We start from the raw sequence: 18,402 nt of genomic DNA, 5'->3' as shown, positions 1-18,402 counted from the left end.
TCAGGAGGAACAAGCACATGCGTTCACCTCGCCGGGTCGCGATCCTGGGCGGCAACCGAATCCCCTTTGCCCGCTCCAATGGCGCCTACTCCACGGCCAGCAACCAGGCGATGCTCACGGTCGCCCTCGAGGGCCTGATCGAACGTTATCGCCTGCATGGGTTACGGCTGGGGGAGGTGGTGGCTGGCGCGGTGCTCAAGCACTCACGTGACATGAACCTTACCCGCGAATGTGTACTGGGTTCGCGCCTGTCGCCGCAGACCCCGGCCTACGACATCCAGCAAGCCTGCGGCACCGGGCTTGAGGCCGCGCTGCTGGTGGCCAACAAGATTGCCCTGGGGCAGATCGACTGCGGTATTGCCGGCGGCGTGGATACCACTTCCGATGCACCGATTGCCGTCAACGAAGGGCTGCGCCACCTCCTGTTGCAGGCCAACCGTGGCAAAAGCCTGGGGGAGCGGCTGAAGCCTTTGCTCAAGTTGCGGCCTCACCACCTGAAACCCGAGTTCCCACGCAATGGCGAACCACGCACGGGGTTGTCGATGGGCGAGCATTGCGAGCGCATGGCCCAGGCTTGGCGGGTTGGCCGTGCAGAGCAGGACGAGCTGGCGTTGCTCAGCCACCAGAAGCTGGCCGCCGCGTATGTCGAGGGTTGGCAGGACGACTTGCTGACGCCGTTTCTGTCGCTGACACGGGACAACAACCTGCGCCCGGACCTGAGCCTCGAGCAGTTGGCCAGGCTCAAGCCCGCCTTCGACCGCAGCGGCCAGGGCACGCTGACGGCGGGTAATTCCACACCACTCACCGACGGGGCCTCGGTGGTGTTGCTGGGCACTGAAGAATGGGCTGCGCAGCAGGGGCTTCAGGTGCTGGCTTACCTGGTCGATGGCGAAACAGCTGCAGTGGATTTCGTCACCGGTCGCGAAGGGCTGTTGATGGCCCCGGTGTATGCCGTGCCACGCTTGCTGGCGCGCAATGGCCTGACCCTGCAGGACTTCGACTATTACGAGATCCACGAAGCCTTTGCCGCCCAGGTGCTGTGCACGCTGAAGGCCTGGGAGGATGCCGACTATTGCCGCGAACAGTTGGGGCTGGAGGCGCCGCTAGGGGCGATTGACCGCAGCAAGCTCAACGTCAAGGGCAGCTCGCTGGCGGCCGGGCACCCGTTCGCGGCGACCGGGGGGCGGATATTGGCCAACCTGGCCAAGCTGCTGGCCACGGCGGGGAAGGGGCGTGGGCTGATTTCGATTTGTGCGGCGGGTGGGCAGGGGGTGACCGTTATCGTCGAGCGTTGATTTTTTGCAATACCGCGTCGCCTGCTGCGCGGGTAAACCCGCTCCCACAGGACAGCGCAGATGTCCCCGTGATGTCCACCAGCTGTTAGGCTTGTCTGCTCAGAACTACAAGAAACCGCCATGCCGATCATCGGACATCCTCGCGCTATTCCTGCGCTGGACCACTTGCCCAGGCCCCTCTATGCCCGTGCCGAAAGCCTCGGTGCCGGCTCCTGGACCACCCGCCACCAGCACGACTGGGTGCAGTTTTCCTACGCCATCAGCGGCGTACTGGCCGTGTACACCCGGGACGGCAGTTACTTTGCCCCACCCCAGTGGGGTGTGTGGATCCCTGCCGATGCCGAACACGAAGTGCTGACCTCGATGCAGGCCGAGATGCGCAGCCTGTATGTGCGCCGCGATGCCTGCCCATGGGCACCGGAGCAATGCCGGGTGCTGGAGGTGACGCCACTGGCACGCGAGCTGATCAAGCAGTTCTGCCTGTTCCCGGCGGACTACCCGGAATATGACAGTGCCGAGGCGCGACTGGTGGCGGTGCTGCTCGACCAGTTGCGCACGTTGCCGGAAGTCGGGTTTTCGCTGCCTTTGCCACGTCACCCTGGGTTGCTGGCGCTGTGCAACGGTTTGATCGCCGCGCCGGACCAGCCGCAGACTTTGCAGCAATGGGCGCGGGAGCTGGGGTGTTCGGAGAAGACGCTGATGCGGATGTTCCAGCGCGAGACCGGGTTGAGCTTTCGCAACTGGCGGCAGCGCATGCGGCTGTTGTCGTCGCTGGCGTTGCTGGAGGCGGGGGAGAATGTGACCGAGGCGGCGTTGGGGTGTGGATATGACTCCACCTCGGCTTACATTGCGGCGTTCAAGCAGCTGTTTGGGGCGACGCCGGGGGAGTTGAAGCTGTAGTGCCTGGTTGCCTGAACCGGCCTCTTCGCGGGTTTACCCGCGAAGAGGTCGGTTCAGGCCACACATCAGGTACGGAACCTGCGCACCAGCGAATCCAGCTCATTGGACAGCCCCGCCAGGCTCTCGGAGTCCTGCCGCGCCGCCTGGGCCAGTTCGGCCACCAGCTGCGCATCCCCGTGAATCTGGCTGATATGCCGGTTGATGTCCTCGGCCACCTGGTGCTGTTCCTCGGCCGCCGTGGCGATCTGCGTGTTCATGTCGCGGATCACATCCACCGACTCACGGATTTGCCCGAAGCTGTCGCGGGCCAGGCCGATGCGGCTTACCGACTGCTGCGACACTTCCAGGCTGGCATGCATCTGCTCGGCCACTTCGGCCGTGCGGCTGGCCAGGTTGCCCAGCAGGCCGTCGATTTCGGCAGTGGAGTCGGCTGTGCGCTTGGCCAGGGCCCGCACTTCGTCGGCCACCACGGCAAAACCACGGCCCTGCTCACCGGCACGGGCTGCTTCGATGGCCGCGTTGAGGGCCAGCAGGTTGGTCTGTTCGGCAATCGAGCGGATGGTGCCGAGGATCGACTGGATAGCGTTGCTGTCACGCTCCAGCTGCTGGATCGACTGCGCGGACTGTTCGATCTCGTGGCTCAGGCGGTCGACGCTTTGTACGGCGGCGTCGATCTGCTGCTGGCCCTCGCGTGCTTGCTGCTGACCGCTGTCGGCCGACTGGGCCGCCTGGCTACAGGAACGGGCCACTTCGTTGGCGGTGGCGACCATTTCGTGGAAGGCGGTGGACACCATGTCCACGGCTTCGCGCTGGCGGCCAGCGGCTTCGGCCATGTCGCTGGAAACGCGGGTCGAGCTGCTGGAAGTGCTGAGGATTTTGCCGGCAGCAGCGCCGATGTGCTGGATCAGGCTGCGAATGGCGCCGAGGAACTGGTTGAACCAGCTGGCCAGTTGCGCGGTTTCGTCGCGGCCACGGATTTCCAGGTTGCGGGTCAGGTCACCCTCGCCCTGGGCAATGTCTTCCAGGCCGCTGGTGACGCTATTGATCGGGCGCACGATCAGCTTGGCGAAGCCTGCACCGACCACTGCGAACAGCGCGGCCAGCACCACGGCGATGCCGCCGATCAGCCAGGTCAGCCGGGTGGTGGTCTGCATCACTTCGCTTTGTTCGATCAGGCCGATGAAGGTCCAGCCCAGTTGCTCATCGGGGTAGACGTTGGCCATATAGCGCACGCCATTAAGCTCGACCTCGACCAGGCCTTTGCCTGCCTTGGCCAGCGCGGCATAGCCGTCGCCAAAGCTGGCCAGCTGCTTGAAGTTGTGAGCGGCGTCGCGTGGGTCGACCATGACGTTGCCGTTGCTTTCCACCAGCATCAGGTAGCCGCTTTCACCCAGCTTGATCTGTTTGACGATCTCGGTCAGGCCTTTGAGCGACACGTCGATGTTGACCACGCCGCCGGGGTTGCCCAACTGGTTGGCCACGGCGCGCACGGTGCTGACCAGTACCGCGTCGTCGGCCGCCCAGTAGTAGGCGCCGGTACGCACGGTCTTGCCCGGGTTGGCCATGGCCAGTTGGTACCAGGGGCGGGTGCGTGGGTCGTAATTGACGAACTTTTGCCCGGCCGGCCAGCCCGTGTAGCCGCCGTCGTTCACCCCGTAGGACAGGTAGGCATAGGACGGATGCGCGTTGGCCAGGCGGGTCATGAAGTCGAGGAGCTTGCCGGCCTGCTCGCCCAGTTCGTAGGACGGCGCGGCGCTCATGTACTTGTTCAGCTCGCTGCCGGTGGCGGCGACCATTGGCTGCGAAGCCATGTACTCGACGTTCTGGTTGATGCCCTGGAAGAAGATGTTCATCGCGTTGCTGACCTGGCGGATTTCCCGGCTGCTACCGTCGAGGAATCCGTCACGGGCTTCGCCGCGCAGGTTGAGGACCACCAGGGTGGCCACGAGGACGATGGGCAAGCCGGCGATGACCGCGAATGCCCAGGTCAGTTTCTGTTTGATGCTCATCGACGCTCCCGGAATTTTTAATTGTCGACCCACGAGGCAGGTAGCCAGTGCATCGGCAGCATCCGGGTTTTATGTAGGAAAACGCCCGTATTTATTGGATAAAGTCGCGGCTGGTGACTATTCGGTCGCGTTTGGACGCTTATGGCATACCAAAGGCTGATGACCGATCAGTGACAGCAACTTCCAGCAGCACCGTTGGCCAGGTCCTTGAGGATCGGGCAGTCCGGGCGGTCGTCCCCTTGGCAATGCGAAACCAGCTCGCCAAGAGTGTCGCGCAGGCTCACCAGCTCCTCGATACGCCGGTTCAGTTCATCGATGTGCTGCATCGCCAGCGCCTTCACATCGGCGCTGGCACGCTGGCGGTCTTGCCACAGGGTCAGCAGCTTGCCGACCTCTTCCAGGGAAAAGCCCAGGTCGCGGGAGCGCTTGATGAAGGCCAGGCTGTGCAAGTCTTCTGCCTGGTACAGGCGGTAGCCGCTGTCGCTGCGCGTGGCAGGTTTGAGCAGGCCGATGGATTCGTAATAACGGATCATCTTGGTGCTAAGCCCGCTGCGGCGGGCGGCCTGGCCGATGTTCATGGCGCTTCCTCGTTGGTGCTGGTGGGTTTCCACGCCTTGAGCCACAGCGCGTTGCTGACCACGCTGACGCTGGACAGGGCCATGGCGGCGCCGGCCAGTACCGGGTTGAGGTAACCCAGCGCGGCCAGCGGGATGCCGATCAGGTTATAGATGAACGCCCAGAACAGGTTCTGGCGGATTTTGGCGTAGGTCTTGCGGCTGATTTCCAGGGCGGCCGGCACCAGGCGCGGGTCGCCACGCATCAGGGTGATGCCGGCGGCCTGCATGGCCACATCGGTGCCGCCACCCATGGCAATGCCGATATCGGCGGCCGCCAGGGCCGGGGCGTCGTTGATGCCATCGCCAACCATGGCGACCACGCCATCCAGCTTGAGCGCGGCCACGGTGGCGGCCTTGTCGGCCGGCAGCACTTCGGCATGCACATCGTCGATGCCCAGGGCGTCGGCCACCACTTTGGCGCTGCCGCGGTTGTCGCCGGTCAGCAGGTGGCTGCTGATGTGCTGTGCGTGCAGGGTATTTATGGCTTGCGCGGCGCCGGGCTTGAGGCTGTCACCAAAGGCGAACAGGCCCAGCACACGGGGTTGCGTGCCGCGTTCGATCAGCCACGACAGGGTGCGCCCCTCGGCTTCCCAGGCCTGGGCCTTGGCGTCCAGGTCACCAGGTTGCAGTGCGCTTTCGTCGAGCAGGCGGCGGTTGCCCAGGGCCAACTCGCGGCCCTCTACACATCCGGCGATGCCGCGCCCGGTCAGCGACTGGCTGTCGGTAACGCTTGGCACGTCCAGCTTCTGTTCGGCGCAGGCATCCAGCACCGCCTTGGCCAGTGGGTGCTCACTGCCGCGCTGCAGGGCGCCGGCCAGGCGGTGCAGGTCGGCGCTGTTGCCCACTTGCGCCTGGCTGTGGACAACCCGCGGGCTGCCAGAGGTAAGCGTGCCGGTCTTGTCGAAGACCACGCGGTTGACCGCATGGGCACGCTCCAGGGCTTCGGCATCCTTGATCAGGATACCGTGGCGGGCGGCAACCCCGGTGCCGGCCATGATTGCTGCAGGCGTGGCCAGGCCGAGGGCACAGGGGCAGGCGATGACCAACACAGCAACGGCGTTGATCAGTGCGGTTTCCAACGGTGCGCCGGCCAGCCACCAGCCGATCAGGGTGATCAGGGCCAGTACCAGCACGGCCGGGACGAACACTTGGCTGACCCGGTCGACCAGCTTCTGGATCGGCGCCTTGGCGGCCTGGGCGTCTTCCACCAGGCGGATGATACGGGCCAGCACGGTTTCGGTGCCCAGCGCCTGGGTGCGCACCAGCAACCGGCCTTCGCCATTGATGGCACCACCGGTGACACTGTCGCCGGGTTGCTTGGGCACCGGCAGGCTCTCGCCGCTGATCAGGGCTTCATCGGCATGGCTGCTGCCGTCTTCGACCACACCGTCTACCGGGAAACGCTCGCCGGGCTTGACCAGCACCAGGTCGCCCAGGCGCAACTGCGCGATGGCCACGTCTTGCTCCTGGCCGTCTACTACACGCAGGGCGCGCTCCGGGCGCAGTGCCTCAAGGGCGCGAATGGCGCTGGCGGTCTGGCGCTTGGCACGGCTTTCCAGGTACTTGCCCAGCAACACCAGGGCAATCACCACGGCCGAGGCTTCAAAGTACAGGTGTGGGGCCATGCCGGCAGGGGCCTGCGCCCACTGGTACAGGCTCAAGCCGTAGCCAGCGCTGGTGCCTAGCGCCACCAGCAGGTCCATGTTGCCGGCACCGGCGCGCACGGCCTTCCAGGCGGCTACGTAGAAGCGGGCGCCAAGAATGAACTGCACCGGCGTGGCCAGCAGGAACTGCGCCCATGCAGGCAACATCCAGTGCAGGCCGAATGGCTGCACCAGCATCGGCAATACCAGTGGCAGGGCCAACAGCAAGGCTGCGCCGACTGCCAGGCGCTCTTTGCGCAGGCGGCGCTGGGCAGCGCTTTGGTCGACGTTGGCCGTTTGCGGCAGGCTGGCGCTGTAGCCGGCCTTGTGCACGGTGTCGATCAGCAGGTTGTCATCAACGGCCGCCAGCACTTCAAGGTGCGCGCGTTCGCTGGCAAGGTTGACGCTGACCTGCTCGACCCCGGGCAGCTTGCCCAAGGCGCGCTCTACGCGGCCGACGCAGCTGGCGCAGGTCATGCCGCCAATCTGCAGTTCGACGGTACGGGTGGGCACGCCGTAGCCGGCTTCGCGCACGGCATCGACCAGGGCGGGCAGGCTGTCGGCCGGGGCCTGGACCCGGGCCTGTTCGGTGGCGAGGTTGACGCTGACCTGTTCAGCGCCGGTGACCTTGCGCAGGGCGCGCTCGACCCGGCCGGCACAGCTGGCGCAGGTCATGCCGGAGATCGGCAGGTCATACGTGGTGGATGCGGGCATGGCTCTCCTCCTTGGACAGGCCTCCAGCATCAACCTTGCCATGCAGGTAAGGTCAATAGCCCAGGCCGGCTCGCTTCAACTCAAGCCCATAATGCCCCATGGCGATGCGATATTTGTTGATCTGGCCCGCCTGCAGGTTCAAGCGTGTGCTGCGTTGGTCTTCGATGCCCGCTGCGCAGCCTGGCATCTGCCCTGGCAAAAGGCGCAGGCGCACGTCTACCGGGCCGGGCGGCAGGTTGAACGAGGTGGATTGCTCCTGGAACACACGCCCGGAAAGCTGATCGTTGAGGTAGACGCCGATTTCGCAGTTGGTGGCCACTTCCAGGCGTTCCCGGGAAATGATCAGTACGCTGTAGTCCGAATTGCCCTCGGCACTGGCCGGTGGCACCGCAGCCAGCGCGCTCAATAGCCCGACGACGCCCAATGCTGCCCTGAACATGAAGAATCTCCTGCTTGCCTGATCGTCAAACGCGAAGCTTGGCCGACGCGGGCGCGGATTTCCACCCCAGGTGTTGCTGGCAGGGCTTGACCTTGCCCCGATGGCAAGCTTGAGACTCGTTGAAAACCTGAAGGAGGCAACCCCCATGCAAGTGTTCAATGTACAAGGCATGACCTGCGGCCATTGCGTGAAAGCCGTGACCCGCGCGGTGCAGGAGCAGGATGCAGCGGCCAAGGTCGAGATCGACCTGGCAGCCAAGCAGGTACGGGTGCAGAGTGAACTGGGGCAGGACCAGATCCTTACCGCCATTCGTGATGAAGGTTATCAGGCCGAACTCGCCTGAAGACTTGCCAGTGGGAGACTCACCTGTGGGAGCGGGCGTGCCCGCGAATACCGGCATAGCCGGTGCCATCCACCGCGTTGCCTGATTCGCGGGCACGCCCGCTCCCCACAGGGACCACGGCAATTTTCAGGTTTCGAGCCAGACAATTTTCCCCGCAAGGCCCAGGTTTGTTGCAAATGTTTTCATACCGATAGGGTCCACAGCAGGTAGAATCAATCACTTGCTTAGCCTGCTATGGATTCCTGATGAACCTGCGAATGGTGCTCATCCTGGGCGCACTCAGTGCGTTCGGGCCCTTGGCGATCGACTTCTACCTGCCCGCCTTCCCGGCCATGGCGCAGGCGTTCGCCACCGATGAAAAACACATCCAGGCCACTTTGGCCGCCTACTTCCTCGGCCTGTCCATCGGCCAGTTGGCCTATGGCCCGGTAGCTGATCGCTTTGGCCGGCGCATACCGCTGATGTTCGGGGTGACCCTGTTCACCCTGGCGTCGCTGGCCTGTGCCTATGCCCCCAACCTCGACACCCTGGTGCTGGCGCGCTTCGTCCAGGCACTGGGCGGTTGTGCTGGCATGGTGCTGTCGCGGGCCATCGTCAGCGACAAGTGCGACCCGGTGGCCTCGGCCAAGGTGTTTTCGCAACTGATGCTGGTCATGGGCCTGGCGCCGATCCTGGCACCGATGCTGGGCGGGGTGCTGGTGAACCTGGCGGGCTGGCAGTCGATCTTCCTGGTCTTGAGCCTGTTCAGTGCCGGCTGCCTGCTGGCGGTCAGCCTTGGCCTGCCGGAAAGCCTGCCTGAGCACATGCCGCGTCAGCCGCTGTCTGGCGCTTTGCGCCAATACCTGCGTTTGATTGCAGACCGGGTGTTCCTTGGCCATGCCTTGACCGGTGGTATCGCCATTGCCGGCATGTTTGCCTACATCGCTGGTTCCCCTTTCGTGTTCATCAAGCTCTATGACGTGCCGGCCGAGCACTACGGCTGGCTGTTCGGCACCAACGCCGCCGGCTTCATCCTGGTGGCACAGGTGAATGCACGTCTACTGGCCAAGCGTGGCCCGGCGTTCCTGCTGGCGCGCGGGGTGTGGGTTTACCTGGCGGCAGGCCTCGCGCTGTTGGGCGTGGCAGCGTTGCAGCCGGCACAGTTGTGGCCGCTGCTGGTACCGCTGTTCATCTGCATCGCCAGCCTGGGCTGCATCATCCCCAACGCCTCTGCCTGCGCCATGAGCGGGCAGGGCGCACGGGCTGGCAGCGCCTCGGCACTGATGGGCTGCCTGCAGTTCAGCGTCGCCGCAGGGGCGGCGGCACTGGTCGGCCTGCTGCATGATGGCAGTGCGGTGCCGATGGCGACGGTGATCAGCTTGTGCGGTGCACTGGCGGTCAGTGTCGCGCTGCTGACCCGACGCTTGCAGGCCAGGCGTCCCGCATAAGCGGGTGAGGTGCCTGCAGGCGGGTTTCGAGCGTGGCGACGAAGGCCCGCGCCTCGGCCTCGCTGCGGAAACTGACCACGTGTTGATCGAGCTGGACCTGCCAGGGGCAGGCAGGATTTCGGCTCGATGCACTGACGACAATTTTCATCGCGGCAAACCTCCAGAAGGGGTAGCCGCTCAAGTGTAGCGCCGCCCTTCGTGGCTGCCACGGGCTGCATCAGTGTCCTGACTGACGGTCGACAGGCGCATTTACTCTCCCTGTTTCCCGCTTTGGGCGTAATGCCCGCAAACCCGCAGAACCTTCGCTTCGTTGCGCGCTATTTGCGGAACATGGCTGTGGGCCATATCTGAAATTGCAGCCGGTCTTTTTTCATCAAGATGTTTCTACGCCGCTGTACGCGTATATCGGACCTTTGGTTGACCGGGTTCCGGGCAGTTTTCCGAGGCTGTTTCACTGTTTGCCAAGGGTAGGCATACCCAGTGGTTTTTCGCCGCAGGTATATCGGCAGGTGAGCGTCTGAACGGCGTTTGCTGCGGCCTATACTGGCGACCCAGGCCAGTGACAGCGAGAGGTGCTTCCCCGCCAGGGTTGGCCATCGCATCCACACCGTGAACTTGCAGGGAGTTACAGGGATATGAACGCAGCCAGCAGTATCAGCCAGATTGCCAGCCTGATGGCCGACCCGAAGCGCAGTGCCATGTTGTGGGCATTGATCGACGGCACGCCACGGCTGGCCAATGAGCTCGCGATAATGACCGGCCTGACTTCGTCATCGGCATGCGCGCACCTTTCGTTGCTGTCGTCGGCCGGGTTGCTCAGGCATGAAGCACGTGGCCGCAAGCGCTATTTCCGCCTGGCGACACCGCAGGTCGGGGCCGCCGTGGAGGCCTTGGCCAGCGTTCAGCTGGAGGGCGCCAGGGGGGAGCAGGCCAAGGCGCCGGTATCACCGTTGCCCATGTCGATGCGCCGCGCTCGCCGTTGTGGCGATCACCTGGGTGGGGAGCTGGCCAGTGAGCTGTACCATCGCGTGGTGGTGGCCGGCTGGCTGGAAGGCAGCGGCCGACAGTTGATGGTAAGTGACGAGGGGCGGGCGCAATTGGCGCTTGTCGGGGTCTACATCGATGCCCTGGCGCCACACCAGCAACGTGGTTGCGTGATCTGTCGTTGCACCGAGTGGAACGACCAGGCCCCGCACCTGGGTGGCGTGCTGGGCCAGGCCTTGTTCAGGCTGTTTCTGCAATCTGGCTGGATGCGCGAGGCCGAGGACACGCGGGCATTGCATATCTCGGCGCTGGGTATCCAGCAGATCAATCGCATAGCCCGCGTGGCGACGTTGCAGGTCGGCTGAGCGCAACGGCGTCGGTCAATCAGACCAGCCGGGCATCCAGGCTGTTCTGCGCCAGCCGACGGGCCTGGTCTTCGGTCATGCCCAGGTGGGTGTGCAGGGCGTGGAAGTTTTCCGTCACGTAGCCGCCGAAGTAGGCCGGGTCGTCCGAGTTGACCGTAACCTTCACGCCGCGTTCGAGCATGTTCAGGATGTTGTGCTGGCTCATGTGGTCGAACACGCAGAGCTTGGTGTTGGACAGCGGGCACACGGTGAGCGGGATCTGCTCATCGATGATGCGTTGCATCAGGCGCTCGTCCTCGATGGCGCGAACGCCGTGGTCGATACGCTTGATCTGCAACAGGTCGAGCGCTTCCCAGATGTACTCGGGCGGGCCTTCTTCGCCGGCATGGGCAACGGCAACAAAGCCTTCGCTGCGGGCCCGGTCGAACACGCGCTTGAACTTGCTTGGCGGGTGACCCATTTCCGAGCTGTCCAGGCCGACGGCGATGAACGCGTCGCGGAACGGCAGGGCCTGGTCGAGGGTTTTTTGCGCTTCCTCTTCACTGAGGTGGCGCAGGAAGCTGAGGATCAGGCCACTGCTGATGCCCAGTTGCTTGCGGCCGTCGTTCAGCGCCTGGTTGATGCCATTGAGCACCACTTCGAAAGGGATGCCGCGGTCGGTGTGGGTTTGCGGGTCAAAGAACGGTTCGGTGTGGATCACGTTCTGGGCTTTGCAGCGTTGCAGGTAGGCCCAGGTCAGGTCGTAGAAGTCCTGCTCGGTACGCAGCACATCCGCGCCTTGGTAATACAGGTCGAGAAACTCCTGCAGGTTGTTGAAGGCATAGGCACCGCGCAGGGTCTCCACATCGGCCCAGGGCAGGGCGATCTTGTTGCGCTCGGCCAGGGCGAACAGCAGCTCGGGCTCCAGCGAGCCTTCCAGGTGCAGGTGCAGTTCGGCCTTGGGCAGGGCGTTCAACCAGTCATACATAGTGGGGCATCTCAATCAGGTACGGTTGCCGCCATTCTACAGGGCCTGGCCGGGCATTGCGCCCGGCCAGGCTGCGACCCGGTGAATCACCAGACCAAGGGTTCGCCCTTGTAGTTGATGAAACGCAGGCCGCCGTTGCCGCTTTGTGCGTTGATCTGGTCGAGCATGCCGCGGGTGCTGGTGAACACGTCGATTTCGGCGTTTTCGCCGCCCATGTCGGTTTTCACCCAGCCCGGGTGCATGGCCAGCACGCACAGGTCGGGGCGCTGTTGTTCAACCACGAAGCTGTTGATCATCGAGTTAAGCGCTGCCTTGCTGGCCTTGTACAGGCAGATTTCGCCACCGTCGGGGATGGTTACGCTGCCCAGGATCGAACTCATGAAGGCCAGCACCCCGCTGCCCTCGCGCACCTGGCCGACCAGGCGGCGGGCCACGCGGATGGGCGACACGGCATTGGTCATGAACAGGTCGCCGATGTCTTTGTTCTGAACCGTCTCCAGGTCTTGCGGCAGGGCGCCCATGACGCCCGCATTGACGAATACCAGGTCGAACACCTGGCCTTGCAGGCGTTGTTTCAGCCCATCGAGTTGGGCGGTGTCGTTCATTTCCAGCTGTTCGATGTGCACGCCGGTCACGTCCGCCAGGGCGCCGGGTTGCTGCGGGTTGCGCACGGTGGCAGTGATGCTCCAGCCGTCTTCGTTCAGGCGTTGCACCAGGCCTAGGCCAAGCCCGCGCGAGGCGCCGATGATGAGGGCAGTTCTTGAAGTAGCCATAGGAACATTCCTTTATCGGTGTGGGAAAAGGAATTGAGCATACGTCACGGCGAATACGCGTGCCTGGTTTGCGTCTGGTTAAAAAATGGTCAGTTTCGTCTGGGCCTTGCGGGGCCGGGCGCTTCGCCCGTTGGCGCACGGGTTATCCACAGGCTGGTCCACAGTTATTGTGTGCAAGGTGAGCAAGGGGGGGCGGCTTGGATGGGCGGTTCGCTGGGGATAAGTCGCGGACATTCAGCAGTTTACGACTGTCATCAAATAGTGATCAAAATATGATCAAAGCTCTGGGGGCCTCGAAATCACTAGCCTGCAAGAGAGTGCCCCAAGCTTATCCACAGGCAGGCCCACAGTTGTTGTGGGCAATGTTCAGCATGCTTCGAGCAGGATGCGCCCGCGGCTCAGGTCGGCCAGTTGCTGCTGCAGTGGCGCCCTGTGGGCATCACCAAGCGCGATCAGCAGGTCTACGCCATTGGCGGTGAACTGTTCATCCAGTACCAGGCCGTCCACCTCCGCCAGGCGCAGTTTCACCAACGCAAGTTCGCTGAAACTGCAACTGCAGGTGAATTCGCTGCGCTGCACCAGCAGCCGCTTGGGTGCCTGTTGCAGGCACTTGTTGGCGCCGCCGCCATAGGCCCTCGCCAGGCCGCCGGTACCCAGCTGGATACCGCCGTACCAGCGGATCACCAGCACCACGACCTGGTCGCAGTCCTGCGCTTCGATGGCTGCCAGGATCGGCCGGCCTGCGGTGCCGCCGGGTTCGCCGTCATCGTTGCTGCGGTACTGCCCGCCGAGCTTCCAGGCCCAGCAGTTGTGGGTGGCGGCCAGGTCGCTGTGGCGTTCGATAAAGCTCATCGCATCGGCGGCACTGCTGATCGGCCCGGCGAGGGTGATGAAGCGGCTTTTGCGGATGTCCTCGCGGTATTCGCAGAGGTCGAGCAGGGTAGAAGGCATAAATGACGGTTACACAGCGGGCTTGATGCCGCAGCCTTTCAGAATGATGTGGATAAGGTTGTTGCTTGCGTCTTCCATGTCCTGCTTGGTCAGGCGACTGCGGCCGGTAACCTGGCAGATCTGGGTAGCGAAGTCGGCGTAGTGCTGGGTGCTGCCCCAAAGCAGGAAGATCAGGTGCACCGGGTCGACCGGGTCCATCTTGCCGGCTTCGATCCAGGCCTGGAACACGGCAGCCCGGCCGCGGAACCACTCGCGGTAGTCGGCACTGAAATATTCGGTCAGGCAGGTGCCACCGCTGATTACCTCCATGGCGAAAATCCGCGAGGCCTGCGGGTTGCGGCGCGAGAACTCCATCTTGGTGCGGATGTACTGGCTCAGGGCTTCCCCGGGGTCGTCCTCGACGCTCAAGGCGTTGAAGGTACTGTCCCACAACTCGATGATGTTGCTGAGCACGGCAATGTACAGGCCCAGCTTGTTGGTGAAGTAGTAGTGCAGGTTGGCCTTGGGCAATTCCGCCTTGAGGGCGATGGTGTTCATGCTGGTGCCCTTGAAACCATGGCGGGCGAACTCGTCTTCGGCGGCCTGGATAATGGCCTGTTCGTTTTTCTGGCGGATGCGGCCCGCGGGCTTGCCCGAGGCGGAGAGGCGGTGCGCAGGGACTTCTAGGGTCATGGACGATTCCGTACGGGTCAGTGGCTGCGGCTGTCGGACAAGATTACCTGCCTGCGCCGAAGTGACAAGCGTTTGCGGCACAGACTGGCATCAACGTGTCGCAGCCAGGCTGTCGAGGAAGCTTTCCAGTACCAGGTTGGGCCGCCGGCCCTTGCGCGTTACCCAGCTCAGGCTCAGGTCATAGAAGCGCTGTTGGGGCTTGAGGGCGCGCAAGCGGCCTTGCTGCACCCAGAATGTGGCGTAGTGGTCGGGCAGGTAGCCAATGTAGCGCCCGGTGAGGATGAGAAACGCCATGCCTTCGCGGTCTGAAGCACTGGCCGTGCAGTTCAGCGCCTGGTAATGGGCCTGGATGTCGGCGGGCAGGCGGAAGGTGGGGGTGATGGCTTCCTGGCTGTTGAGGCGGTCGTCGTCGACCTGTTGGTCGTCGGCATAGAACAGCGGGTGGCCGACCGCGCAGTACAACAGCGAGCGTTCGCTGTACAACGGCTGGTACTCAAGGCCCGACAGCGGGCTGGTCTGAGGTACCACACCAACATGCAGGCTGCCGTCGAGCACGCCGTGTTCGACCTGGCTGGGTGCGATCATCCGGATCTGGATACGTACATCGGGCCCGCGGTCCTTGAGTTCGGCCAGGGCATGGGTGATGCGCATGTGCGGCAGGGTGACCAGGTTGTCTGTCAGGCCAATGTTCAACTCGCCACGCAAGTGCTGGTGCAGGCCGTTGACCTCGGTGCGGAAACTTTCCAGGGCGCTGAGCAGTTGCAGTGCCGAATGGTAGACCTCGCGGCCTTCCTCGGTCAGCGAGAAACCGGCGCGGCCGCGCTGACACAGGCGCAGGCCAAGGCGTTGCTCCAGGTCGTTCATTTGCTGGCTGATGGCCGAGCGGCCAATGCCCAGCACGTTCTCGGCGGCCGAAAAGCCACCGCACTCGACCACGCTGCGGTAGATCTTCAGCAGGCGGATGTCGAAATCGCTGACTTGGGCGAGTGGATCGGGGCGTCGGCTCATCAGTTTAGTCACGGCCTGTCTGAAGATTAGAAATGTTGGCTTTTTCAGACTTTATCGCCGTGCCAATTTAGCTGCAACAACATACATCGTTGCCTAATCGTCTTTCGAGGAACCGCCGATGAACATGCCCGAAACCGCTTCCGCCGGTATCGCCAGCCAGCTCAAGCTGGATGCCCACTGGATGCCTTACACCGCCAACCGCAACTTCCACCGCGACCCACGGTTGATCGTGGCGGCCGAAGGCAACTACCTGGTCGATGACCAAGGGCGCAAGATCTTTGATGCGCTGTCTGGCCTGTGGACCTGCGGCGCCGGGCACACCCGCAAGGAAATCACTGACGCGGTGACCCGTCAGCTGAGTACCCTGGACTATTCCCCGGCGTTCCAGTTTGGCCATCCGCTGTCGTTCCAGCTGGCGGAAAAGATTGCCGATCTGGTTCCTGGCGACCTAAACCACGTCTTCTATACCAACTCCGGTTCCGAGTGCGCCGACACCGCGCTGAAGATGGTGCGTGCCTATTGGCGCCTGAAAGGCCAGGCGACCAAGACCAAGATCATCGGCCGTGCCCGCGGCTACCATGGCGTGAACATCGCCGGTACCAGCCTGGGTGGCGTGAACGGTAACCGCAAGATGTTCGGCCAGTTGCTGGATGTCGACCACCTGCCTCACACCGTGCTGCCGGTGAACGCCTTCTCCAAGGGCATGCCGGAGGAGGGCGGTATTGCCCTGGCTGACGAAATGCTCAAGCTGATCGAGCTGCACGATGCCTCCAACATCGCTGCGGTGATCGTCGAGCCGCTGGCGGGGTCCGCCGGTGTACTGCCGCCGCCTAAGGGTTACCTGAAGCGCCTGCGTGAAATCTGCACCCAGCACAACATCCTGCTGATCTTCGACGAAGTGATCACCGGCTTTGGCCGCATGGGCGCGATGACCGGTGCTGAAGCCTTCGGCGTGACCCCGGACCTGATGTGCATCGCCAAGCAGGTAACCAACGGCGCCATCCCGATGGGCGCGGTGATTGCCAGCAGTGAGATCTATCACACCTTCATGAACCAGCCGACGCCGGAATACGCCGTGGAATTCCCGCACGGCTACACCTATTCGGCCCACCCGGTGGCCTGCGCCGCCGGTATCGCCGCGCTGGACCTGCTGCAGAAGGAAAACCTGGTGCAGTCCGCCGCCGAGCTGGCGCCGCACTTCGAGAAGCTGCTGCACGGCGTGAAGGGCACCAAGAACGTTGTCGATATCCGTAACTACGGCCTGGCCGGCGCCATCCAGATCGCCGCCCGTGACGGTGATGCCATCGTCCGCCCGTACGAAGTGGCGATGAAATTGTGGAAGGCAGGTTTCTATGTACGCTTCGGTGGCGACACCCTGCAGTTCGGCCCAACGTTCAACACCACGCCGCAGGAACTGGATCGCTTGTTCGACGCCGTCGGCGAAAACCTGAACCTGATCGACTGATCTTTCCGATTTCGATGCCAGGCGCGCGCATGTATAGATAGCGCGCCTGCCTCTACCTTCTATATCCGGAGTTTTGCATGAGCATTGTTCAGCACCTGATCCATGGCGAGCTGGTTTCCAAAGGTGAGCGCACCGCCGATGTCTTCAACCCGTCCACCGGCCAGGCTGTACGCAAGGTCGAGCTGGCCAGTCGCGCGACCGTGCAGGAAGCGATCGACTCCGCCAAGGCGGCCTTCCCGGCCTGGCGCAACACCCCACCGGCAAAGCGCGCCCAGGTAATGTTCCGCTTCAAGCAACTGCTGGAGCAGAACGAAGCCAAGATTTCGCAGATGATCAGCGAAGAGCATGGCAAGACCTTGGAAGACGCAGCCGGCGAACTGAAGCGCGGCATCGAGAACGTCGAGTTCGCCTGCGCAGCGCCAGAAGTATTGAAAGGCGAGTACAGCCGCAACGTCGGCCCGAACATCGATGCCTGGTCCGACTTCCAGCCGCTGGGCGTGGTCGCTGGCATTACCCCGTTCAATTTCCCGGCCATGGTGCCGCTGTGGATGTACCCACTGGCCATCGCCTGCGGCAACGCTTTCATCCTCAAGCCGTCCGAGCGTGACCCCAGCTCGACCCTGTACATCGCCCAGCTGCTGCTGGAAGCCGGCTTGCCGAAGGGCATCCTGAACGTGGTGCACGGTGACAAGGAGGCGGTGGATGCGCTGATCGAAGCGCCAGAAGTAAAAGCACTGAGCTTTGTCGGTTCAACGCCGATCGCCGAGTACATCTATGCCGAAGGCACCAAGCGCGGCAAGCGCGTGCAAGCCTTGGGTGGCGCGAAGAACCACGCGGTACTGATGCCGGATGCCGACCTGGACAACGCCGTCAGCGCACTGATGGGCGCGGCCTACGGTTCGTGCGGCGAGCGCTGCATGGCCATTTCGGTGGCGGTATGCGTGGGCGACCAGGTGGCCGATGCCCTGATTGCCAAGCTGGAACCGCAGATCAAGGCACTGAAGATTGGTGCCGGCACTTCGTGCGGCCTGGACATGGGCCCGCTGGTAACGGCTGCTGCCCGTGACAAGGTAGTGGGTTACATTGATGACGGTGTTGCTGCCGGCGCCAAGCTGGTGGTGGATGGCCGCGGCTTCCGTGTGGCCGGTAATGAAGATGGCTACTTCGTGGGTGGCACCCTGTTCGACAAGGTGACCCCGGAGATGCGTATCTATAAAGAAGAGATCTTCGGCCCGGTGCTGTGCGTGGTGCGTGTGAACAGCCTGGAGCAGGCGATGCAGCTGATCAATGATCACGAGTATGGCAACGGTACCTGCATCTTCACCCGTGACGGTGAAGCGGCGCGCCTGTTCTGCGACGAGATCGAAGTGGGCATGGTGGGTGTGAACGTGCCGCTGCCGGTGCCGGTGGCTTATCACAGCTTTGGTGGCTGGAAGCGTTCGCTGTTCGGTGACCTGCATGCCTATGGCCCGGACGGGGTGCGCTTCTATACCCGTCGCAAGGCGATTACCCAGCGCTGGCCGCAGCGTGCCAGCCATGAAGCGTCGCAGTTTGCATTCCCTAGCCTTTAAGGGCAGGTAATTAAAGCGGGGAGGCCGAAAGGCCTCCCCGCTTTGTTTTTGGGGGGGGGGCGCCTCGGGCATTTCAGCTTTGTTCGCCTTGGGTCTCACAGGCGCTGAATGCGTTGTACGGGCCTTTCTAGGTATTTCCCGCTTATATTTCAGTTTCTTGAAATTAAAGGTTGACGCCTTTTCGAATCCCCTTATAATGCGCCCCACTTCCAGCGACATCGGAACGACAAACTCCTTGAGATTCAATGAGTTAGGTAGT

At 63.3% G+C, this 18,402-nt stretch carries 17 protein-coding genes and 1 pseudogene; 7 read left to right on the top strand and 11 right to left on the bottom strand.

Translation table 11 applies throughout. The features are described 5' to 3' along the window. Positions 1–17 precede the first annotated feature (17 nt). Positions 18–1,295, top strand: a complete 1,278-nt coding sequence (locus tag SB765_RS24260; protein WP_410912455.1) for an acetyl-CoA C-acetyltransferase — start codon at positions 18–20, stop codon at positions 1,293–1,295. A gap of 120 nt (positions 1,296–1,415) precedes the next feature. Next, positions 1,416–2,195, top strand: coding sequence for an AraC family transcriptional regulator (locus SB765_RS24255; RefSeq protein ID WP_096425548.1), 780 nt, complete (start codon positions 1,416–1,418; stop codon positions 2,193–2,195). Between the two features lie 65 nt (positions 2,196–2,260). Here SB765_RS24255 and SB765_RS24250 read toward each other — a convergent pair whose 3' ends face one another. The 5 genes and pseudogenes from SB765_RS24250 to SB765_RS24230 form a co-directional block, all read right to left on the bottom strand. Further along, positions 2,261–2,989 (bottom strand): methyl-accepting chemotaxis protein, encoded by a 729-nt coding sequence (locus SB765_RS24250; protein WP_410932081.1) that lies wholly within the window; start codon positions 2,987–2,989, stop codon positions 2,261–2,263. 129 nt (positions 2,990–3,118) lie between these two features. Next, positions 3,119–4,006: pseudogene (locus SB765_RS24245) on the bottom strand (sensor histidine kinase); the annotation flags it as partial. Between the two features lie 365 nt (positions 4,007–4,371). Then, positions 4,372–4,782 carry a Cu(I)-responsive transcriptional regulator gene (gene cueR, locus SB765_RS24240; protein WP_016497881.1) on the bottom strand — a complete coding sequence of 137 codons (411 nt, stop codon included), beginning with the start codon at positions 4,780–4,782 and terminating at the stop codon, positions 4,372–4,374. Beyond that, entirely contained in the window at positions 4,779–7,178 is a 2,400-nt protein-coding gene (locus tag SB765_RS24235; protein ID WP_410932060.1) for a heavy metal translocating P-type ATPase, read from the bottom strand. Before SB765_RS24235 ends, cueR begins: the two co-directional genes overlap by 4 nt. Before the next feature lie 52 nt (positions 7,179–7,230). Then, positions 7,231–7,617: a hypothetical protein gene (locus tag SB765_RS24230; protein ID WP_049274448.1), complete on the bottom strand. Its 387-nt coding sequence runs from the start codon at positions 7,615–7,617 to the stop codon at positions 7,231–7,233. Positions 7,618–7,762: 145 nt separating this feature from the next. Here SB765_RS24230 and SB765_RS24225 point away from each other — a divergent pair, with 145 nt between their 5' ends. Together SB765_RS24225 and SB765_RS24220 are read left to right on the top strand one after the other, a co-directional pair. Then, positions 7,763–7,960 carry a heavy-metal-associated domain-containing protein gene (locus SB765_RS24225; protein WP_410932059.1) on the top strand — a complete coding sequence of 66 codons (198 nt, stop codon included), beginning with the start codon at positions 7,763–7,765 and terminating at the stop codon, positions 7,958–7,960. Between the two features lie 245 nt (positions 7,961–8,205). Then, the gene (locus tag SB765_RS24220; protein ID WP_341797483.1) at positions 8,206–9,387 is read left to right on the top strand and encodes a multidrug effflux MFS transporter; all 1,182 of its coding nucleotides are present in this window, start codon (positions 8,206–8,208) and stop codon (positions 9,385–9,387) included. Here the strand turns inward: SB765_RS24220 and SB765_RS24215 are convergent. Further along, positions 9,338–9,535 carry a hypothetical protein gene (locus tag SB765_RS24215; protein WP_080642756.1) on the bottom strand — a complete coding sequence of 66 codons (198 nt, stop codon included), beginning with the start codon at positions 9,533–9,535 and terminating at the stop codon, positions 9,338–9,340. The two genes, SB765_RS24220 and SB765_RS24215, sit on opposite strands and share 50 nt — an antisense overlap. 487 nt (positions 9,536–10,022) lie before the next feature. Between SB765_RS24215 and SB765_RS24210 the strand changes: the two genes are divergently transcribed. Further along, a complete protein-coding gene (locus SB765_RS24210) occupies positions 10,023–10,736 on the top strand; it encodes an ArsR/SmtB family transcription factor (protein ID WP_049273704.1) in 714 nt (237 codons plus the stop codon). A 19-nt stretch (positions 10,737–10,755) separates the two neighbouring features. Here SB765_RS24210 and SB765_RS24205 read toward each other — a convergent pair whose 3' ends face one another. The 5 genes from SB765_RS24205 to SB765_RS24185 form a co-directional block, all read right to left on the bottom strand. Then, positions 10,756–11,703, bottom strand: a complete 948-nt coding sequence (locus SB765_RS24205; RefSeq protein ID WP_410932058.1) for an adenosine deaminase — start codon at positions 11,701–11,703, stop codon at positions 10,756–10,758. Between the two features lie 86 nt (positions 11,704–11,789). Then, complete coding sequence (locus SB765_RS24200) at positions 11,790–12,476, bottom strand: SDR family oxidoreductase (protein ID WP_410932057.1); 687 nt, start codon at positions 12,474–12,476, stop codon at positions 11,790–11,792. Between the two features lie 366 nt (positions 12,477–12,842). Beyond that, positions 12,843–13,427, bottom strand: a complete 585-nt coding sequence (locus SB765_RS24195; protein ID WP_016497889.1) for an IMPACT family protein — start codon at positions 13,425–13,427, stop codon at positions 12,843–12,845. Positions 13,428–13,436: 9 nt separating this feature from the next. Then, positions 13,437–14,099, bottom strand: coding sequence for a TetR/AcrR family transcriptional regulator (locus tag SB765_RS24190; RefSeq protein ID WP_016497890.1), 663 nt, complete (start codon positions 14,097–14,099; stop codon positions 13,437–13,439). Between the two features lie 90 nt (positions 14,100–14,189). After that, on the bottom strand, positions 14,190–15,110 hold the full coding sequence (locus tag SB765_RS24185) for a LysR family transcriptional regulator (protein WP_026034606.1): 921 nt from the start codon (positions 15,108–15,110) through the stop codon (positions 14,190–14,192). Positions 15,111–15,225: 115 nt separating this feature from the next. Between SB765_RS24185 and SB765_RS24180 the strand changes: the two genes are divergently transcribed. Both SB765_RS24180 and SB765_RS24175 read left to right on the top strand, forming a co-directional pair. Further along, entirely contained in the window at positions 15,226–16,572 is a 1,347-nt protein-coding gene (locus SB765_RS24180; protein WP_410932056.1) for an aspartate aminotransferase family protein, read from the top strand. A gap of 77 nt (positions 16,573–16,649) precedes the next feature. Beyond that, complete coding sequence (locus SB765_RS24175) at positions 16,650–18,143, top strand: CoA-acylating methylmalonate-semialdehyde dehydrogenase (RefSeq protein ID WP_016497893.1); 1,494 nt, start codon at positions 16,650–16,652, stop codon at positions 18,141–18,143. Positions 18,144–18,402: the final 259 nt, after the last annotated feature.

The sequence above is a fragment of the Pseudomonas sp. SIMBA_067 genome (assembly GCF_046534675.1).
Lineage (GTDB): Bacteria > Pseudomonadota > Gammaproteobacteria > Pseudomonadales > Pseudomonadaceae > Aquipseudomonas > Aquipseudomonas putida.
This window is presented reverse-complemented; position numbering and strand designations above follow the sequence as displayed.